This is a genomic window from Nocardia sp. NPDC003693, from assembly GCF_053981095.1.
In genome coordinates, this window is the sequence record NZ_JBSFNO010000018.1 from 128,305 (window position 1) to 146,213 (window position 17,909).

Below are 17,909 nucleotides of genomic sequence, written 5' to 3' on the forward strand. Positions count from 1 at the left end.
TCAGCACGTGGAGCGGGCGCTTGATCTGCCGCGTGCTCGTACGGCGTGTGCCTCCGAGATCATCGACGGCGCGGAGTGTGCCGTGCTCGGCCGGAGATCCGTTCCGGCCGAGCCCTTCCGGTCAGCGCGCGGTGCGCGTGGCGCGCCGCATCGCCGACACCGGATCGGCGTAGAACACGCTCAGCGAGGTGACCGCGGCCGCGAACTCCTGCACCCGCCCGCCGAAGCGGCTCACCCGCAGATCCGCCGCGGGCAGCGTGGTGCTCTCGGCGAAAGCCTGTGCCACCCGCTCCATTCCGGGCCGGTAGCCGGTGAAGGCCTGCCCGCCCAGCACGACGCGATCGGGATTGAACATGTCGCGCACCAGCGCCGCGGTGCGGCCGAGGATGTCGGCGCGCTCGAGCAGCAGATCGCGAGCGGCGGTGTTGCCCGCGTCCGCGGCGCGATACAGATCGGTGATCGCCGGGCGGCGGGTGGCCTCCGGCTTGGGCAGCACGCCGCGGCGCACCGCGCGCTCCAGGAAGAAGCGCTCACCGATGGTCGCCTCCAAGCAACCGCGCCGGCCGCAGGTGCAATCGGCGTCCGAGCCGGTCGGCAGGTGCGCGATGGAGCCGGGGCCGTTGGCGGGGGTGTGCACGCGATCGTGCAGGGTCACCGCGATGCCCGCGGTCTCCCGGGCGTAGATGTACAGGCTGCTGCCGGGGCGCGGGCCCTCGCCCGGTTCGCGGTTGGCCAGCAACAGTTCCGAGGCGGCCATGGCCTCCACGTGCGCGGACACCGACACCGGCAGATCCAGCACGCTGCTGAAGACCGCGGCCACGGGTGCGGCCTGCCAGCCGAGGCGCGGGTGATCGACCACGCCCGCGGCGGGATCGACCCGGCCCGCCAGCGCGACGCCGGTCCACAGCGGGCGGCGGCGCGGCAGGCGATCGAGGAACGCCTTGGCGCTGCGGGCCACTATGGTCAGCGCGGCGTCCTGACCCGTTTGCGGAGTTGCGATCTCGAGTCCGCCGAGGATGCGGCCGGACAGGTCGGCGGCCACGATGCGGGTGACGCTGGCGCCGATGTGCACGCCGACCGTCACGAACGAATCGGTGTCGACCTCGAAGGGCACGCGGGGACGGCCCACCGCGCCGGAGGCGGTGAGGTCCGCGCGCTCGCGCAGCAGTCCGGCCGTGAGCAGCGCCGAGACTTGGCGATTCACGGTCGCGATGCTGAGACCCGTTGCCTGCGCGGCGATATCGCGGAAGATGGGCCCGCGCGCCGCGGCCCGCAGGACGGCGGCGGCCGGGTTGTCGGTAATGCGCAGCTCCGGCGGTACCGCGGGACGAGCCGGGGCGAGCCGCGCGGTGGCCGCGGTGGTCTTGGTGGAAAGGGTGCGTTCGAGCGTGGGGCTGGACATATGAATCGGTCCTTGCTGCGGTCCCGGCCTGATCAGAGGGGGGACGAATGCCTAGATGGAGATAGTCAGCGGTGCAGCGAACAAACCCGAATTCGAACGAATCGGAGAGACTAGATCTCGGCTGCGCTGGAGCGGGGACAACACAGTTCCCGCTGGAGCGGCAGGCGCACACCCAGCGCGACGGTCACGTAGGTGACCCGTGCGGCGAGGGGATGGGTGGCGGACATGGATTCAAGTTAACACTCCGCTCGAGCCGAACGGAAGATAACGAACGGCTGCCGGGGTACCCGAGCGTGGCGTCCCGCCCCCGCCCCAAACCCTCCGATGCGGCCGCCTCCGCACCGAATATTTTGCGGCCCTTGCTGTTTGCCGAATCGAGACCGGGGTGGCGGAATACCGCCCCGGCGTGACCGACGCCACTGTGAACTCGGACAGCGCTCCCACATCTCGAGACAGGGCCCGTAGTCCACCTCACTCCGCCCCGCGCGAGCGCACACGCATTCGGATCACCGTGATTGCAAGCCGCACCGGCGCGGGCCGCGGTGGCGCAATACCCCGCGCGGTCCGGGAATCGGCAGGCCGTACGGGTGACGCCGCGGGCCGGAACCGGCGCATTGCCGCCGGCGCGCAAACGTGTCCGATCTTGGTCCGCGAGCGGCCGACCGATGCGCCGCTACAGTTCGAAACCGCAGGTCAATGGCGGAAAGGAGTACGAAATGTCAGCAGAACCGACACCCTTGCGCACCCCGATCCGCCGGGCCGATCGCGCCCGCCAGGTGGCGGATATCCTCCGGCAGCAGATTCACGCGGACGCCTTCGAGAACTCGCTGCCCACCGAACAGGAACTCGCCACCGAGTTCACGGTGTCCCGCAACACGGTGCGCGACGCGCTCGCCCTGCTCAAGGACGAGGGCCTCATCGAGCGCGCGCCCAAGATCGGCACCCACGTGGCGCGCCGCAAATACGATCACGGCCTCGACGCCCTGCTCGGGTTGAAGGAAACCCTGCGCGGGCAGGGCGAGGTGCACAACGAGGTGCGTGCCGCGCACCGCGTGACCCCGCCGCCGGCGGTGGCCCGGCGCCTGCGCCTGGAACCCGGGCAGCAGGCCGTCTATATAGAACGTCTCCGCTGGTTCGGCGATCTGCCGCTCAGCCTGGACCTGACCTACCTGGTCCCCGATATCGGCGAGCAGGTCCTGACCCGCGATCTGGAGACGAACGACGTCTTCGCGCTCATCGAGCAGATCAGCGGCGGTCCGCTCGGCTCGGCCGATCTGGCCCTGGAAGCCATCAGCGCGGACGCCCATTCGGCCGCGACCCTGCAACTGCCCGAAGGCGGCGCGCTGCTGCTGCTGGAGCGGCTCACCAAACTCGAGGACGGCCGCCCGGTCGACCTGGAATACATCCGGATGCGCGGCGACCGGATCACCATGCGCGGCAGCCTCATCCGGCCGCCGGAGCGCACCGATTGGAGGCTGATCTGAATGGCCCTGGTCAACCAGCGGGCGGATGTCCCGGTGACCATCGACGAATCCCTGTGCATTCAAGGCTGCACGCTCTGCGTGGAGATCTGCCCGCTCGATTCGCTGGCGATCAATCCCGAGAACGGCAAGGCGTTCATGCACGTGGACGAGTGCTGGTACTGCGGGCCCTGCGCCGCCCGCTGTCCCACCGGCGCCGTCACCGTCAACATGCCCTACCTGCTCCGCTGAAGGATTCACCGTGAAGTTCCGCCCCGCCCGCCTCGCCGCCCTCGCGCTCGCCGCGGCGCTGTCGCTCACCGTCACCGGCTGCTCGCTCGAGGAATCCGCGAGCGGTGACACCGTCAAACTCGTCGTCGGCTACCAGTCCAAGACCATCAATACCGTCACCGCCGGAACCCTGTTGAAGGCCAAGGGCTTTCTGGAGCAGCGCCTGAACGACCTGACCGCTAAGGGTGGGCCGAAGTATCAGGTGGAGTGGCAGGACTACGACACCGGTGCGCCGATCACCGCGCAGATGGTGGCCGAGAAGATCGACATCGGCTCGATGGGCGACTACCCGCTGCTGATCAACGGCTCGCGGACGCAGGCCAACGAGCGGTCGCGCACCGAGCTGGTGTCCATCACCGGCTACAACCCCAAGGGCGCGCTGAACATGGTGGTGGTCGCGCCGAATTCTCCGGCCCGCACCATCAACGACCTGGCCGGGCAGAAGGTCTCGGCCAGCGTCGGCTCGGCCGGGCACGGCACCCTGGTGCAGGCCCTGACCCGGGCCGGCATCGACCCCAAGGCCGGGGTCGAGGTGCTCAACCAGCAGCCGCAGGTCGGCGCCTCGGCGCTGGAATCGGGTCAGGTGGCGGCGCTGTCGCAGTTCGTGGCCTGGCCCGGGCTGCTCGTCTTCCAGGACAAGGCCAAACTCCTCTACGACGGCGCCGAACTGAACGTGCCCACCTTCCACGGTGTGGTGGCTCGTCGTGACTACGCCAAGAACCATCCCGAGGTACTCGATGCCTTCCTGCGCGCACAATTGGACGCGACCGACTTCATCCACACCGAGCCCCTGGAAGCGGCGCGCCTCGTCGCCGAGAACTCCGGACTGGCACAGGAGGTCGTGTACCTCTACAACGGGCCGGGCGGAACCTCCTTCGACACCACGCTGAAGCCGAGCCTGCTGGCCGCGTTCAAGGACGACGTCAAGTATCTGAAGAGCATCGGCGACTTCGCGGACCTGGACATCGACGCCTTCGTCGAACAGGACCCGCTGCGCAAGGCTTTCGCCGATGCGGGCCGGAACTACGACGCCGAGCTGGCGAACAACGCCAACCCCGCGCCGGTGCAGGGCACGGATCCGGTGAGCAACAAGCCCGCCGAGAATCCCGCGCTCGCGGGCGAGATCTGGTTCACCGGCCAGAGCGCGACCCAGCCGGTCTCGGACCCCACGAGCCTGCTGCGCGCCGTCAAACAGGCTCGCGCCCAGGGCAAGACGATCCGCGCCGCCTACATCCCCGACGCCGAGCTCGGCACCCGCTGGTTCGCCGACAAGGCCCTGTGGGTTCGTGACGGGGAGACCTACCTGCCCTTCACGACCGCGGCGGCCGCCCAGCGCTACCTGAGCGCCCATTCCGCGGCGACGACGATCGCCTACGACCAAGCTGTCACCGAGGTCAGGTCGTGACCGCCTCGACCGAGGTCTCCGCGGCCGGAACGGTTTCCGCCGCGCCCGCGGCCGAACCGGCCGTCGTGGCCGCTCGTCCCGGGTCCGGTGCGACCCCGTGGCGGTCCCGGGCGGTTCGCCTGGCCTCCGTGCTGATCGCGATCGGAGCCTGGCAGTTCCTGACCGCCAACGACATTCGGCTCTGGGTCCGGTTCGACACGCTGCCGACCGTGACCGAGATCGTGCGGGCCTTCCGGCATCAACTGGGGACCGAGGTGTTCTACCTCGACCTCGGGCAGTCGCTCATCCGCATCCTCACCGGCTTCGGGCTGGCGGCGGCGCTGGGCGTGCTCACCGGGGTCGCGCTGGGGCGGTCGCGGTGGGCGGCGGACACCATCGGGCCCATCACCGAACTGGCGCGGCCGATTCCGGCCATCGCGGTGGTGCCGGTGGCGATCCTGCTCTTCCCCGAGGACGAGGCCGGGATCGTGTTCATCACCTTCTTCGCCGCGTTCTTCCCGGTCATGGTGTCCACCCGGCACGCGGTGCGCGCCCTGCCCACGCTGTGGGAGGACTCGGTGCGCACGCTCGGCGGCAGCCGGTGGGACGTCCTGCTGCGCGTCGTGCTGCCGGGCAGCCTGCCCGGCGTCTTCAGCGGCCTGTCCGTGGGCATCGGCGTGGCCTGGATCTGCGTGGTGTCGGCCGAGATGATCTCCGGGCGACTGGGCGTCGGCTACCGCACGTGGCAGGCGTACACCATCGTCGACTACCCGGGCGTCTTCGTCGGCATCATCACCATCGGCGTCCTGGGGTACGGCACCTCGGCGGCCGTCGAACTCATCGGCCGGCGCGTGACGCACTGGCTGCCACGCGTCCAGGAGGTGGCGAAATGACCGGCGCCGGAATGACTCTGACGGCCGAGGGCATCGACCTGTCCTACACCGGCGCACCCGTCATCCGCGGCCTGGACCTGCGGGTGCTGCCGGGGGAGATCCTGATCCTCACCGGACCCTCCGGCTGCGGCAAGTCCACCGTGCTGCGCGCGCTCGCCGGCCTGCTGCGGCCGGACGCCGGGCGGGTGCTCGCCGACGGCGTGCCGGTGACCGGAACGAACCGCGATCGCGCCGTGGTCTTCCAGGACAACGCGCTGCTGCCGTGGCGCACCGTGCGCTCGAACATCGAACTGGCGCTGAAGCTCCGGGGCGAACCCCGGGCGGGCCGCCGGGAACTGGCCGAGCGCTGGATCCGGGAGATCGGCCTCACCGGCTTCGCGGACTACCTGCCCAAGAGCCTGTCCGGCGGGATGCGCCAGCGCGTGCAGCTCGCGCGCGGGCTGGCCGGGGCGCCCCGCGCGGTCCTCATGGACGAACCCTTCGGCGCGCTCGACACCCAGACCCGGGCCACCATGCAACGCCTGCTCATCGACACCTGGCGGACGCATCCGACCACCGTCGTGTTCGTCACCCACGACGTGGACGAGGCGCTGCTGCTCGGCGACCGCGTCGCGGTGCTGGGCCGGGCGGGCGAACCGCTGCGGGCGCTGCTGGAGGTCCCCCGGCCGCGCACCCTGGGCGTCGACCACTCGGCGCTGCGTGCCGAAATCATCACCGCGCTGGATCATTCCGGCGATCTCGCCACTCTGTAGCGCCGTTCCCCGTCCGCCCGGCTCGACGCCGCCGGGCGGGCCGTATCGGACGCGCCGTCCCCGACTTCGAATGCTGGTGTATCCCATGGAGATTCCTGATCTGTCCGAGCTGACTCGCCTGGACTGCGACGTACTGGTCGTCGGCGGCGGCACCGCGGGCACCATGGCCGCGCTCACCGCCGCCGAACAGGGCGCGAACGTGCTGCTGCTGGAGAAGGCGCACGTGCGGCACTCCGGGGCGCTGGCCATGGGCATGGACGGGGTGAACAACGCCGTCATCCCCGGCAAGGCCGAACCCGAGGACTACGTCGCCGAGATCACCCGCGCCAACGACGGAATCGTCAACCAGCGCACCATCTATCAGACCGCCACCCGCGGCTTCGCCATGGTGCAGCGGCTGGAGCGCTACGGGGTGAAGTTCGAGAAGGACGCCTACGGGGAGTACGCGGTGCGCCGCGTGCACCGCTCCGGGTCGTACGTGCTGCCCATGCCCGAGGGCAAGGACGTGAAGAAGGCGCTGTATCGCGTGCTGCGCCAGCGCAAGATGCGCGAGCGCATCCGGATCGAGAACCGGCTCATGCCCGTTCGGGTGCTGACCGAGAACGGGCGCGCGGTCGGCGCGGCCGCGCTGAACACGCGCACCGGGGAATTCGTGGCGGTGGGGGCCAAGGCCGTCATCCTGGCGACCGGGCCCTGCGGACGGCTGGGCCTGCCCGCCTCCGGATACCTCTACGGCACCTACGAGAACCCGACCAACGCCGGCGACGGGTACGCGATGGCGTACCACGCGGGCGCAGAACTCTCGGGCATCGAATGCTTCCAGATCAACCCGCTCATCAAGGATTACAACGGACCGGCCTGCGCCTACGTCGCCAATCCCTTCGGCGGCTACCAGGTCAACGCCCTGGGTGAGCGCTTCGTGGACTCGGACTACTGGTCCGGGGCGATGATGTCCGAGGTCAAGCAGGAGATCGAATCCGCGCGCGGGCCCATCTATCTCAAGGTCTCGCACCTGCCGACCGAGACCCTGGACACCCTCGAGGGGATCCTGCACACCACCGAGCGCCCCACCCGCGGCACCTTCCACGCCAATCGCGGGCACGACTACCGCACGCACGACATCGAGATGCACATCTCCGAGATCGGCCTCTGCAGTGGGCATTCCGCGTCGGGGGTCTGGGTGGACGAGAACGCCCGCACCACCGTGCCCGGCCTCTACGCCGCCGGTGACCTGGCCTGCGTACCGCACAATTACATGATCGGCGCGTTCGTCTACGGCGACCTGGCCGGCGCGCACGCCGCGTCCACCCTCGCGGACCTGCCCGCGCCCGCCGAACTGCCCGCCGATCAGCTGGCCGCCGCGCACGAGCTGGTGTACCGCCCGCTGCGCAATCCCGAGGGCCCGCCGCAGCAGCAGGTGGAGTACAAACTGCGCCGCTTCGTGAACGACTATGTGGCGCCGCCGAAGACGGCCACCAAGCTCTCGCTCGCCATCGAGACCTTCGACCGCATGCTCGACGACATCGAGGCCATGGGCGCGCAGACCCCGCACGAGCTGATGCGCTGCGCCGAGGTGACCTTCATCCGCGACTGCGCCGAGATGGCGGCCCGCTCGTCGCTCACCCGCACCGAATCCCGCTGGGGTCTCTACCACGAACGCGCCGACCTCCCCGAGCGCGACGACGTCGACTGGCGCTACCACCTGAACCTGCGCAAGACCGACGGCGGCGAGATGGAGTTCCTGAAGCGCCCGGTCGCCCCGTACTTCGTCCCGGTCCCCGGGCTGGACGATCTGCCCTCCGCCGACGACACCGTCATCCCCGTGGCCCAGCCGGAACTGGTGGGCAGCCCGCCGAACGTGGCTGCGGCGCTGCCGGATTCGGCTGCGGTATCGGCCACCGGACCCGTGGCTACGGCCGTGGTCTCGCCGCGCATCGCGCTGCTGCTGTCGCTGGACGCGCCCACCGTCGCCGAACTCGGCTCGTTCCTCGATGATGCGGATGCCCAGGTCCGTGCCACCGCGATCTCGGTCCTGACCGAGGGCACCCCCGACGGCTGGGGCGAGCCGCTGATCGCCGCCCTCGCCGATTCCGACGCGCCCGTTCGCGCCGAGGCCATCGCCGGTCTTCGCGAGCTGGTCGAGATCCTGCCCGCCGCCGACGGTTTGGCCGCGCACGCGGACTCCCCGGACCCGGCCGTCCGCGCGGTGGTCGTGGACCTGCTGCGGGCCCTGCGCGCGGGCTCCCCGGAACTGTTCGCCCGCGCGGCGGCCGACCCCGACCACCGCGTGCGCATCGAGGCGGTGAGCGGCCTGGTCTCCCTGGACGATTGGACCGCGCTGTCCGCCGCGACCCGGGACGGCAACCGCGAGGTTCGCATAGCCGCCGCCCGCGGCCTGGCCACGATCGGCCGCGGCGGCCTGGAGTCGGTCCGCGCCCTCCTGGACGACCGCGACCCCCTGGTCCGCGCGGCCGCTCTCACCGCCCTGGCCCGCCTGGGCACCCCCGAGGACACCCCGGTCCTGGCCGCAGCCCTGAAGGATTCGGCCTGGCAGGTCCGCGAGGGCGCGGCCCGCGGCCTCCCCGCCGCCGGCCCCGACCTGGCCGCCGACCCCCTCCGCCTGGCCCTGACCGACATCCACCCCGACATCCGCAAGGCCGCGGTCCTGACCCTGAGCACCTGGCCCGAGTCCGACGCGGCCCGCGAGTCCCTGGAGTCGGCCCTGGAGGACACCGACGCCGACGTCCGCGCCTACGCCCGCCGCGCCCTGGCCGTGCACGCGGGATAGCCCGCCACCGTCCCGCCCGACGACGAGAACGGCCCCGAACGCGCGATACGTTCGGGGCCGCTCGGCGTCACGGAGTCGTCAGCGGTCGTTCGCGTCGGCGAACAGGCCCTCCACGGCGGTGATGAAGTACGGGAAGTGGCCGGCGAACTGGTAGAGGTCGTGTTCGGACTCGAAGCCGCCGAACCAGTAGACGCCGAGCTCGCCGTCGTCGGCGGGGTTCAGGTCGCGGAACTTGTTGACCCACTGGTCCGTTCGGCGGCCCGCGACCATGAAGGGGAGGCCGCGGGAGAAGACCATCTCCTGATCGGGGGGCGGAAGCTGCTGGGGGACAACGGCGTCGAGGCTGCGGAGCATCGCCTGCACGCGGGCCGCGACGTCGCGGCCCAGCGCCGTGCGCGAGGGGAGATAGCGGGGGAGCAGCAGGGCCGCGACGCCCGCCGCGGCCAGGGCCACGCCGATCAGGGCGTGGCCGGGGCCCAGGGCCAGGGCCACGGTGGTGATCGCGCCGACGGCGATCAGGCCCACGCCCAGCCAGAACTCGAAGCCGCGGCGGGTCCGATCGATGAACGTGCCGCGCGCGGTGGCGTCGTCGATCAGGGCGGCGCGCACATCGTTCGCCGGAACCCGGCCGCGGCGCTGGGACAGCAGCACCGAATCCTTGCCGTCGGGAATCAGCGCCGCGTACACCGCGCGCTCGTAGCCCGTCAGGTGCTCGTCGGGGGCGTTGACCCGGGTGATCCGCCAGTCCGAATCACCGGCCACCTCGACCCAGACATAGCTGCGCACGGCCAGATCCACCAGCGTCGCGGCCATGTCGGCGGCATCGACGTAGCCGTCCGCCAGCAGGCCCGCGGTTCCGGGCAGTACGCCGTCCGGCGAGGTGAAGGTGACCCGATTGCCCTCGCGCGCCAGCGGGTCGAGCACCGCGGCGCCGTTGGGCTGCACCCGGCGCGCCCAGAACACGTACCCGCCCGCGGCCAGCAGCCCGGCCAGCAGCGCGCCGAACGCCGCCCACACCGGCGTGGTCAGCGAGAACGGGCCGGGCGCGTTGTCGTCCTCGATATTCGCGTTGGCCTGCACCGTGCCCGCCGGCACCTGCAACGTCACATCGACGATGTCGCCCTTGCGCAGTCCGGTCTTCTCCAGGTGCGCCACCCCGTCGGGCTCGACGCGAATGTCCGCGCAGTTCTCGGGTTTTCCGGGCGGGCCGATCGTGCACTTGGTGATCCCCATCCGGAAATCGGGGCTGATCACCGTGGCGCTGATCGAGGCCACATCGGTGTTGAGCACCCCGGTCCAGTGGAACACCTGCGCGCCCTGGGTCTCGGACACCGTGTTGTGCACCACGTACGTCACCGTGGCCGTGCCCGGGCGCACCTCGATGGTGAAGAGATTGTCGGCGACGCCCGCGGTGCCGTCCCCGACGGTCTGCACATCGGTGACCTCGAAGCTGCGCTCGACGCCCTCGCTCAGCTGCACCCGCAGCGGCAGCACCTGCCGGAACTCTTCGCCCTCGGGCACTTCCACGGTCTGGCTCACTCGCAGCAGACCGTCGTCGCCGAGATTGATATCCGCGGTGATGCGCACCCCGACCGGCTGCGCGTGGGCGATCGGCGCGAAAATGCCCGCTACCGCGAGCAGCAGCGCGACGAGGGCGCCCCCCCGAAAAATCTGCATGGATGGCTACTTTAGCCAGCTTGCTATTCTTCCTCAGCGGCTGTCGGTAGTCACTGAGGAACGAGGGGGTGTGGGGGATGACTCGCCCACCGTCCGGGCACGGACCGAATCCCCCGGGTGGCTGGCCGCCACAACCCGGGCAGCGCCCGCAGCAACCCGGACAGCGACCGATGCAGCCACCGCCCGGCTACCCGCAGCGCCCCGGTTATCCGCAGCGTCAAGGCTTTCCGCCACCCCCCGGCTACCGGCCGGCGGGTCCCGCGCAGCCGCCCGGACCGGGATACCCGGCGCCCCAGGGACACCCGCGGTCCCGGCCGCCCGGGTACGGCGGCGCACCGGGATACGGCCCGCCCGCCGGCGCGCAACCCCGTCAGCCCGCCTATCGCCCGCCGATGCCGCCGCCGCCCGCGCACACCGCGGCCGGGCGCACCCAGCCGCCGCCCCCGCCGCCGCGCCGCACGCGCTGGGGCACGCTGCTGGTCGTGCTCATCCTGCTGGTGACGGGTCTGCTGCTGCGCACGGCCGTCAAGAACGGTTTGGACACACTGGGTTCCGGCGACGGGGTCGGCACCACCTACCCGGCCCAGCCGGACGCCCCCGGCGTGGCCAAGACCTCGGACAATCCGCTCGTGGTCGACACGAACCTCACCCTCGTCCCCGCGAACTGCGACTACACACCGTGGGGCACGCAGGTGAGCACCGCCCGCACCTTCTTCGACACCGCCGCCAAATGCCTGGAGGACGCCTGGCGCCCGCTGTTCACCGAGGTGAACCTGGCCTTCGAACCGCCCAAAGTCATGGTCTCGGAAGGCACTTCGGGCATCACCACGCTGTGCACCGGCAACAGCAGCAGTTTCGCCGCGTTCTACTGCTCCGCGGACAAGACCATCTACATGCCCATCAGTCAGTTGCAGACCGACATGTACGGCGACAACTGGGTGGTCTACCTGTCGGTCTTCGCGCACGAGTACGGCCATCACGTGCAGGCGCAGTCCGGCATCCTGGGCAAGGTGCACCAGGAACGGCGTTCGGCGGGCACCCGCTCGGACAGCGGACTCGAACTCTCGCGCCGAACCGAGTTGCAGGCCAACTGTTTCGACGGCATGTACCTGGCCGCGTCCAAGGGCGGCGGCGCGCTGACCACCGCGCAGATCAACGTGGCCAAGAACGACATCTACCACCGCGGCGACGCCCCGGGTGACATGCGTGATCACGGCAGTTCGCAGAACAGCGGCGGCTGGTTCGAGCTCGGCTACGACAAGAACCGCACGGCACAGTGCAATACGTTCGCCGCGGCCGCGAGCAAGGTGAACTGACCCGGCGCGACGTCCGGTGCCCCATCCCGGCAAAAGGCCGGGGCGGTGAGTGAATCACTCACCGCCCCGGCCTTTTACCGTTCGGACCGACTCAGTGCCCGAACGGCCCCTCACCCGGACGTCGCTGTCCGTGCCCGTGCCCGTTCACGCCCTCGGCGTAAGCGGTCTCCGCGTGCAGCGCGAAGTCGATCCCGTTGACCTCGTCCTCGCGGTTCACCCGGAAGCCGATGGTCTTGTCGATGAGCTTGCCCAGCGCGAAGGAGACGCCGAAGGCGAAGAGCGCCACCGCGACCACGCCGACCGCCTGCTTGCCGAGCTGGGTCAGCCCGCCGCCGTAGAACAGCCCCTCCTTGCCGCCCTCGCCGGTCATGGTCTGGCTGGCCAGCAGCCCGATGAGCATCGTGCCGACCACGCCGCCCACGAAGTGCACACCCACCACGTCGAGCGAATCGTCGTAGTTGCCCTTGAACTTCCAGCCCACCGCGAACGAACACACCACGCCCGCGACCAGGCCCACCACGAGCGCGCCGACCGTGGTCACCGAACCGCAGGACGGGGTGATGGCGACCAGACCGGCCACCACGCCCGAGGCCGCGCCGAAGGTGGTCGGACGGCCGTCGCGGAACTGCTCCACCGCGAGCCAGCCCAGCATGCCGAGGCAGCCCGCGACCAGGGTGTTCAGGAAGACCGCGGCGGCGGTGCCGTTGGCGTTCAGCGCGGAACCGGCGTTGAAGCCGAACCAGCCGAACCACAGCAGACCCGCGCCCAGCAGCACGAAGGGCAGATTGTGCGGGCGCATGGCGTCGACCTTGAATCCCACGCGCGGGCCCAGGACCAGCGCCAGCGCCAGTGCCGAAGCGCCCGAGGCGATCTCGACGACCAGGCCGCCCGCGTAATCCATGACGCCGAACTTGGCCAGCCAGCCGTCCGGGGTCCACACCCAGTGCGCGATCGGTGCGTACACCGCGATGGCCCACAGCGGCACGAACACCATCCACGCCGAGAACTTCGCGCGATCGGCGATGGCGCCGCTGACCAGGGCGACGGTCAGGATGGCGAACGTCAGCTGGAAGGTGACGTACAGCAGCTGCGGAATACCGGTGGTCTCACCGATCAGGTACAGCGAACTCGGATCGATCCCGGAGAGCCCGATATGCCCTAGATCGCCGATGAGCCCGCCGCCGGCGTCGTCGCCGAAGGCGAGGCTGTACCCCACCAGCAGCCACGCCACCGTCACCAGCGGAATGGAGATGAAGCTCATCATCAGCATGTTGAGCACACCGCTGGACCGCACCATGCCGCCGTAGAAGATGGCCAGCCCTGGCGTCATGAGCAGCACCATGGCCGTGGCTGCGAGCAGCCAGGCCGTGGCGGCCGGGTCGAGGGTCGGTGTCATCGGTAACTCCCTTCGCGCGAATTCGCGTTGCACGGAAGTTACCGAAAACTCACGTTTCGGCGCTGTTACGAAATTGAGGACTTGGATACGTGTCTGTAACAGGTCTAGCTGCGACGATCCCGGCTCTTCTTGGCCAGCGCCCGCAATCCACGCGGTCCGGGCACCGGGAGGTCGTCCTCCAGCGCCATCCATTCGGCGGTGGTGAGCCACCGCTGCTGCGCCCGGGCATCGGCTGTGTCGTTGAACACGCGGCGACCGCGATCGTCCCGCAATTCGTAGGCCAGGACGGACCAGCGCGGCGGGCGGCCCTGCTCGGCGATCTGATCGCGCAGATACGCCGCGACCAGCGTGCCCAGCGCGTTCACCGGCCGCAGCGACACCCGGTTGCCGTACCGCGCGGCGTGGAAACGCCTTCCGGCACACAGGGATCGGGGCGTGGCGCTGTAGGCGATCCAGCCCGCGCGCTGCGCCCGCTCGATCAGCCACAGATGTTTGACGGCGGTCGGCGCGATATCGCCGACGCGATCGCGAATGAGCGCGAACACCGGTTCGGAGAGCAGGATGTCGCGCCGCGTCGGGCCGGTGCCGTGCGCGGTCCAGTACTCGTCGGTGAGTTTGGCGAGCACCCGGCCGAAGTCGTCGACGCTGCGCTGGGCGCGCCGGCCCAGGCGTTCGATGCGCTCGGCCTCGGCGCGCATGTCGTTCTGCACGATGAGGGTTTCGATGGCCGCCAGCGTCGGCACCTGACCGCGCTGTAGCAGCTCGAGAATGGCCCCGGCGGTGGCCGGATCGGCGGCGGCCGACACCGGTAGCGAGGCCCGTTTGATGTCGTAGTCCTCGGGGTTGATGGCTCGGCTGAGCAATCCGACCGCGGCGAGATCACCGGCGAACTCGGTGCTGGAGAGCCAGGCTTCTGCGATGTCGTCGTGCGACGGCACTGGGCGTTCCTCCGGAGAATTTGGTTGTGCCCCGGTCGGGATGAGGGACCGGCCGGGGCCACCAACCTGATGAAGGTTTGGCTACCGAAGTTGCCGAGGTCCACGGTAGCCAAACAATTGCGATCTTGCCGCATCGGTTGATGCGATCGTTATGTCCGGTCTGCGGAGTTGAAACCGAACGCGTGTCCGTAAATGGTGATCTTGCACTTAAGTTACGTCCGGCTATCGAGCCGGTGGGTCACGCTAAGAATTTGCTCGAGCGCGTCACCGGGACCGCGTCCGGTCCGGTCGGTATCGAACGGGCCTCCGGATTGGATGTGACCTACATCACACAACTGTGCGACGCGCCTGTTCGGAACCGCCGGGGAGCAGCGGAGCGGTGTCACCGCCTGCCGGTACCCTCGGGCCGTGGCTCTGTACCGGAAGTACCGACCGGCAACGTTCGCTGAAGTGGTGGGGCAGGAGCACGTCACCGATCCCCTGAGTACCGCCCTGGACACCGGGCGGATCAGTCATGCCTATCTCTTCTCCGGCCCGCGCGGCTGTGGCAAGACCTCGTCCGCGCGCATCCTCGCGCGCTCGCTGAACTGTGTGGAGGGCCCGACCTCCACCCCGTGCGGCGTCTGCCACTCGTGCGTATCGCTCGGTCCCGGCGGCGCGGGCAACCTCGACGTCATCGAGCTCGACGCCGCGAGCCACGGCGGTGTGGACGACACCCGCGAACTGCGCGACCGCGCCTTCTACGCGCCCGCCGAATCCCGCTACCGCGTCTTCATCGTCGACGAGGCGCACATGGTGACCACCGCGGGCTTCAACGCGCTGCTCAAGATCGTCGAAGAGCCGCCCGCCCACCTCATCTTCGTCTTCGCCACCACCGAACCGGAGAAGGTGCTGCCCACCATCCGGTCCCGCACGCACCATTACCCCTTCCGGCTGCTGCCGCCCGCCACCATGCGCGGCCTGCTCGGCAAGATCTGCGATCAGGAGAACGTGCGGGTCGACGAGGCGGTGTACCCCTTGGTCATTCGCGCGGGCGGTGGTTCGCCGCGCGACAGCCTCAGCGTGCTGGACCAGCTGCTCGCGGGCGCGGGCCCCGACGGCGTCACCTACCCGCGCGCGGTCTCGCTGCTCGGCGTCACCGACGTCGCCCTGATCGACGACGCCGTCGCGGCCCTGGGCGCGGGCGACGGCGCCACCCTGTTCGGCACCATCGACCGCGTGGTCGAGGCCGGCCACGATCCCCGCCGCTTCGCCACCGACCTGCTCGAGCGCCTGCGCGACCTGATCCTGCTGCGCGCGGTCCCCGACGCGATCGCCCGCAACCTGGTCACCGGCCCCGGCGACGTCCTGGAACGAATGCAGTTCCAGGCCAACGACATCGGCCCCGCGTCCCTGGCCCGCTTCGCCGAGCTCCTGCACGAGGGCCTCGGCGACATGCGCGGCGCGACCGCCCCCCGCCTCCTGCTCGAGGTGGTCGCGGCCCGCATGCTCCTGCCCGCCGCCTCCGACGCCGAGACGGCCACCCTGCAGCGCCTGGAGAACCTGGAACGCCGCATGGCCGGCGGCGCCCTCCCGCCCGCACAGCCCGCCCCCGCGCCCGCCCGACCCCAACAGCCCCAGCAGTCCGACCCTCGCCCCGCCCCTGCTCCCGCCGCCCCGACGACCCCCACCGGCGAGCCCCGCCGCCGCGGCGCCGAGGCCCTGGCCGCCATCCGCGGCAACAAACAACCAGAAGCGCCCCACCAGAACTCGGCCCCCACGGCCCAGACGCCCCCGCCGCCCGCCGCGCCCCAGCCCACGGATGTCGCTGCGCCGCAGCAGGTTCCGGCCGCGCAGCCGAGTGCCGAACAGGATTCCGCCCCGGCGCACTACGCTGCCCCCGTGCAGCAGGCGCCCGCGGCGCGCGAGTCCGACGCGAATCCGGCGGCCGCGGAGCGGCCGTCCACTGTCGCGCCGAGCTCGGTCTCCGTGTCCGAAACAATTGTGTCGCAGACTGATTCGGAGTTCCAGGGGCGAGTCGCCATGCGGCCGCCGGAGATGAGTGCGGCTCGGGTTTCAGCGATCCCGCAGGGCCCCGAATCGCGGCGGGTGGCAGACCCTGCGGCGGACGACGGTTCCGATGCGGCCGACGCGTCGCCCGAAGGCGTTGTCGCGCAGGACATCTCCTCGGCCGGACCGGACGGGGACGCCGACGGCGACTTCGTGCCGGAGTTGCGGGAGCCCGGCCTCGACGCCGATCCCGCGCTCGACTCCGAACCCGCCCTCGAACTCGACGTCGAGCCCGGCGTCGGCGGAGACCCCGCGCTCGTCGCGGAGGTCATGGCCGCGTCGGAGCCGACGCTCGACGGGGAACTCACCCTCGGTGCCGAGCCGGCTTCCGGTCCGGACGCCGCCACGGCGGCCGGACCCGACTTCGATCCGGCTCGTGAGCCCGCGCCCGCGTTCGGTGTTGTGCCCGAAACACGTGGGGCGGCGCATTCCGACCCGGCCCCTGAACCCGCGCACGGCTTCGAGGCCGTGCCCGAAACGGGCGGTGCGGCAGCGCAATCCGACGTCGCCCCGGCGGCCGACGACGACCGGTCGGCGCCCGCCGCGTCCGGCGGTGCCGACCCCGACGAGGTGCTGCGGGAGATCGAGGCGGCGTGGGCCGACATCCGGGCCAAGGTCCGGGAGTTCGGGGCCGCCGTGCAGGCGCTGCTGTCGGGGGCGTCGGTGTCGCGGCTCGAAGGGGCAACCATCGTCTTCGCGCACCAGCACGCGCCGCTGGCGCAGCGGCTGTCGCAGCCGCAGAACCTGGACGCGGTGCGGTCGGCCGTGCGGGCCGTGCTGGGCCGTGAGCACGACGTGAAGTGGGAGGTCGGCGGGGGGAGCGCCCCGGCCGCCGCCGCGCCCGCCAAGGGCGCGGGCAAGGGGCCCGCGGGCGCCGGGCCCGCCACCAAGAAGGGGCCGGCGCAGTTCTCCCGGCCCAGTCAGGCCAAGAGCGCGCCCGCCGCCGCGAGCGCGCCCGCCGCGGCCCCGGCGGGCTGGGGCGCCGCGCCCGCGAGCGCGCCCGCCGGCGGCGAGGCGGCGGCGCCCGCACCCGCGCCGGAACGCCCGGCGGAACCCGCGCCCGCGGCGCCGGAGCGGGTGTTCACCCGCGGCGGCGCGGCGCTGCGAAACACGCCGCCGGACGACGATATTCCGCTACCCGACGGGCCCGACCTTCCCGATGACCCGGGGCCTTCGGACTACTCGCCGGTAGGTTATGACGGCGTCCCACCTGCTACTACGGAGGAAGAGGAGCGGGAGCTGCTCGCCGCCGCGGCCGTGCCGGTCCCCGCCGAAGAGCGCCGCGACCCGGATGATGTGGCCTTGGAACTCCTGCGGTCGGAATTGGGCGCTACTCCACTGGAGGGTTGACAGTTGCCCTGTGAGACGGATTAAGTTAACCGGAGTTCGCATCGGGCGGTACTATGATCGGGTGGCCGCGAGTATCGGTTCGGCGAGGTTCTAAGGTATGCCCAGGCGTACGGGTTACCTGAGCCGTGCCGACCGGTTCGTGCCGCTGTTTGTACAGCGTCAGGACGGCTGGCCGAACGGCCGGTCGGCGAGGTTATGGCTACGTGCTGACCG

Annotated in this window: 12 protein-coding genes; 8 read left to right on the forward strand and 4 right to left on the reverse strand. The window is 70.8% G+C overall.

The window, feature by feature from the left end; all coding sequences use genetic code 11:
* Positions 1-121: 121 nt before the first annotated feature.
* Positions 122-1,402 (reverse strand): ROK family protein, encoded by a 1,281-nt coding sequence (locus ACWDOP_RS21070; protein ID WP_456346429.1) that lies wholly within the window; start codon positions 1,400-1,402, stop codon positions 122-124.
* 716 nt (positions 1,403-2,118) lie between these two features.
* On the opposite strand from ACWDOP_RS21070, the gene ACWDOP_RS21075 reads away from it, so the two are divergent.
* The 6 genes from ACWDOP_RS21075 (at position 2,119) to ACWDOP_RS21100 (ending at position 8,970) form a co-directional block, all read left to right on the forward strand.
* Positions 2,119-2,886: a GntR family transcriptional regulator gene (locus ACWDOP_RS21075; protein WP_456346430.1), complete on the forward strand. Its 768-nt coding sequence runs from the start codon at positions 2,119-2,121 to the stop codon at positions 2,884-2,886.
* Complete coding sequence (locus ACWDOP_RS21080) at positions 2,887-3,114, forward strand: 4Fe-4S dicluster domain-containing protein (RefSeq protein ID WP_067574315.1); 228 nt, start codon at positions 2,887-2,889, stop codon at positions 3,112-3,114. It begins immediately after the preceding gene.
* A gap of 10 nt (positions 3,115-3,124) precedes the next feature.
* Positions 3,125-4,558 (forward strand): ABC transporter substrate-binding protein, encoded by a 1,434-nt coding sequence (locus ACWDOP_RS21085; protein ID WP_456346431.1) that lies wholly within the window; start codon positions 3,125-3,127, stop codon positions 4,556-4,558.
* A gap of 65 nt (positions 4,559-4,623) precedes the next feature.
* The gene (locus tag ACWDOP_RS21090; protein WP_456346450.1) at positions 4,624-5,430 is read left to right on the forward strand and encodes an ABC transporter permease; all 807 of its coding nucleotides are present in this window, start codon (positions 4,624-4,626) and stop codon (positions 5,428-5,430) included.
* Positions 5,427-6,182 (forward strand): ABC transporter ATP-binding protein, encoded by a 756-nt coding sequence (locus ACWDOP_RS21095; protein WP_456346432.1) that lies wholly within the window; start codon positions 5,427-5,429, stop codon positions 6,180-6,182. The genes ACWDOP_RS21090 and ACWDOP_RS21095 overlap by 4 nt, the downstream gene beginning before the upstream one ends.
* 85 nt (positions 6,183-6,267) lie before the next feature.
* Complete coding sequence (locus ACWDOP_RS21100; protein ID WP_456346433.1) at positions 6,268-8,970, forward strand: fumarate reductase/succinate dehydrogenase flavoprotein subunit; 2,703 nt, start codon at positions 6,268-6,270, stop codon at positions 8,968-8,970.
* 78 nt (positions 8,971-9,048) lie between these two features.
* On the opposite strand, the gene ACWDOP_RS21105 is transcribed toward ACWDOP_RS21100, so the two are convergent.
* Positions 9,049-10,647: a DUF2207 family protein gene (locus ACWDOP_RS21105; protein ID WP_456346434.1), complete on the reverse strand. Its 1,599-nt coding sequence runs from the start codon at positions 10,645-10,647 to the stop codon at positions 9,049-9,051.
* Positions 10,648-11,039: 392 nt separating this feature from the next.
* Between ACWDOP_RS21105 and ACWDOP_RS21110 the strand changes: the two genes are divergently transcribed.
* The gene (locus ACWDOP_RS21110) at positions 11,040-11,963 is read left to right on the forward strand and encodes a neutral zinc metallopeptidase (RefSeq protein ID WP_454208470.1); all 924 of its coding nucleotides are present in this window, start codon (positions 11,040-11,042) and stop codon (positions 11,961-11,963) included.
* A gap of 91 nt (positions 11,964-12,054) precedes the next feature.
* Here the strand turns inward: ACWDOP_RS21110 and ACWDOP_RS21115 are convergent, their stop codons facing one another.
* Together ACWDOP_RS21115 and ACWDOP_RS21120 are read right to left on the reverse strand one after the other, a co-directional pair.
* Entirely contained in the window at positions 12,055-13,359 is a 1,305-nt protein-coding gene (locus ACWDOP_RS21115; protein WP_456346435.1) for an ammonium transporter, read from the reverse strand.
* A gap of 104 nt (positions 13,360-13,463) precedes the next feature.
* Positions 13,464-14,297 (reverse strand): hypothetical protein, encoded by an 834-nt coding sequence (locus tag ACWDOP_RS21120; protein ID WP_456346436.1) that lies wholly within the window; start codon positions 14,295-14,297, stop codon positions 13,464-13,466.
* Between the two features lie 408 nt (positions 14,298-14,705).
* Between ACWDOP_RS21120 and ACWDOP_RS21125 the strand changes: the two genes are divergently transcribed.
* Positions 14,706-17,696: a DNA polymerase III subunit gamma and tau gene (locus ACWDOP_RS21125; protein ID WP_456346437.1), complete on the forward strand. Its 2,991-nt coding sequence runs from the start codon at positions 14,706-14,708 to the stop codon at positions 17,694-17,696.
* Positions 17,697-17,909: the final 213 nt, after the last annotated feature.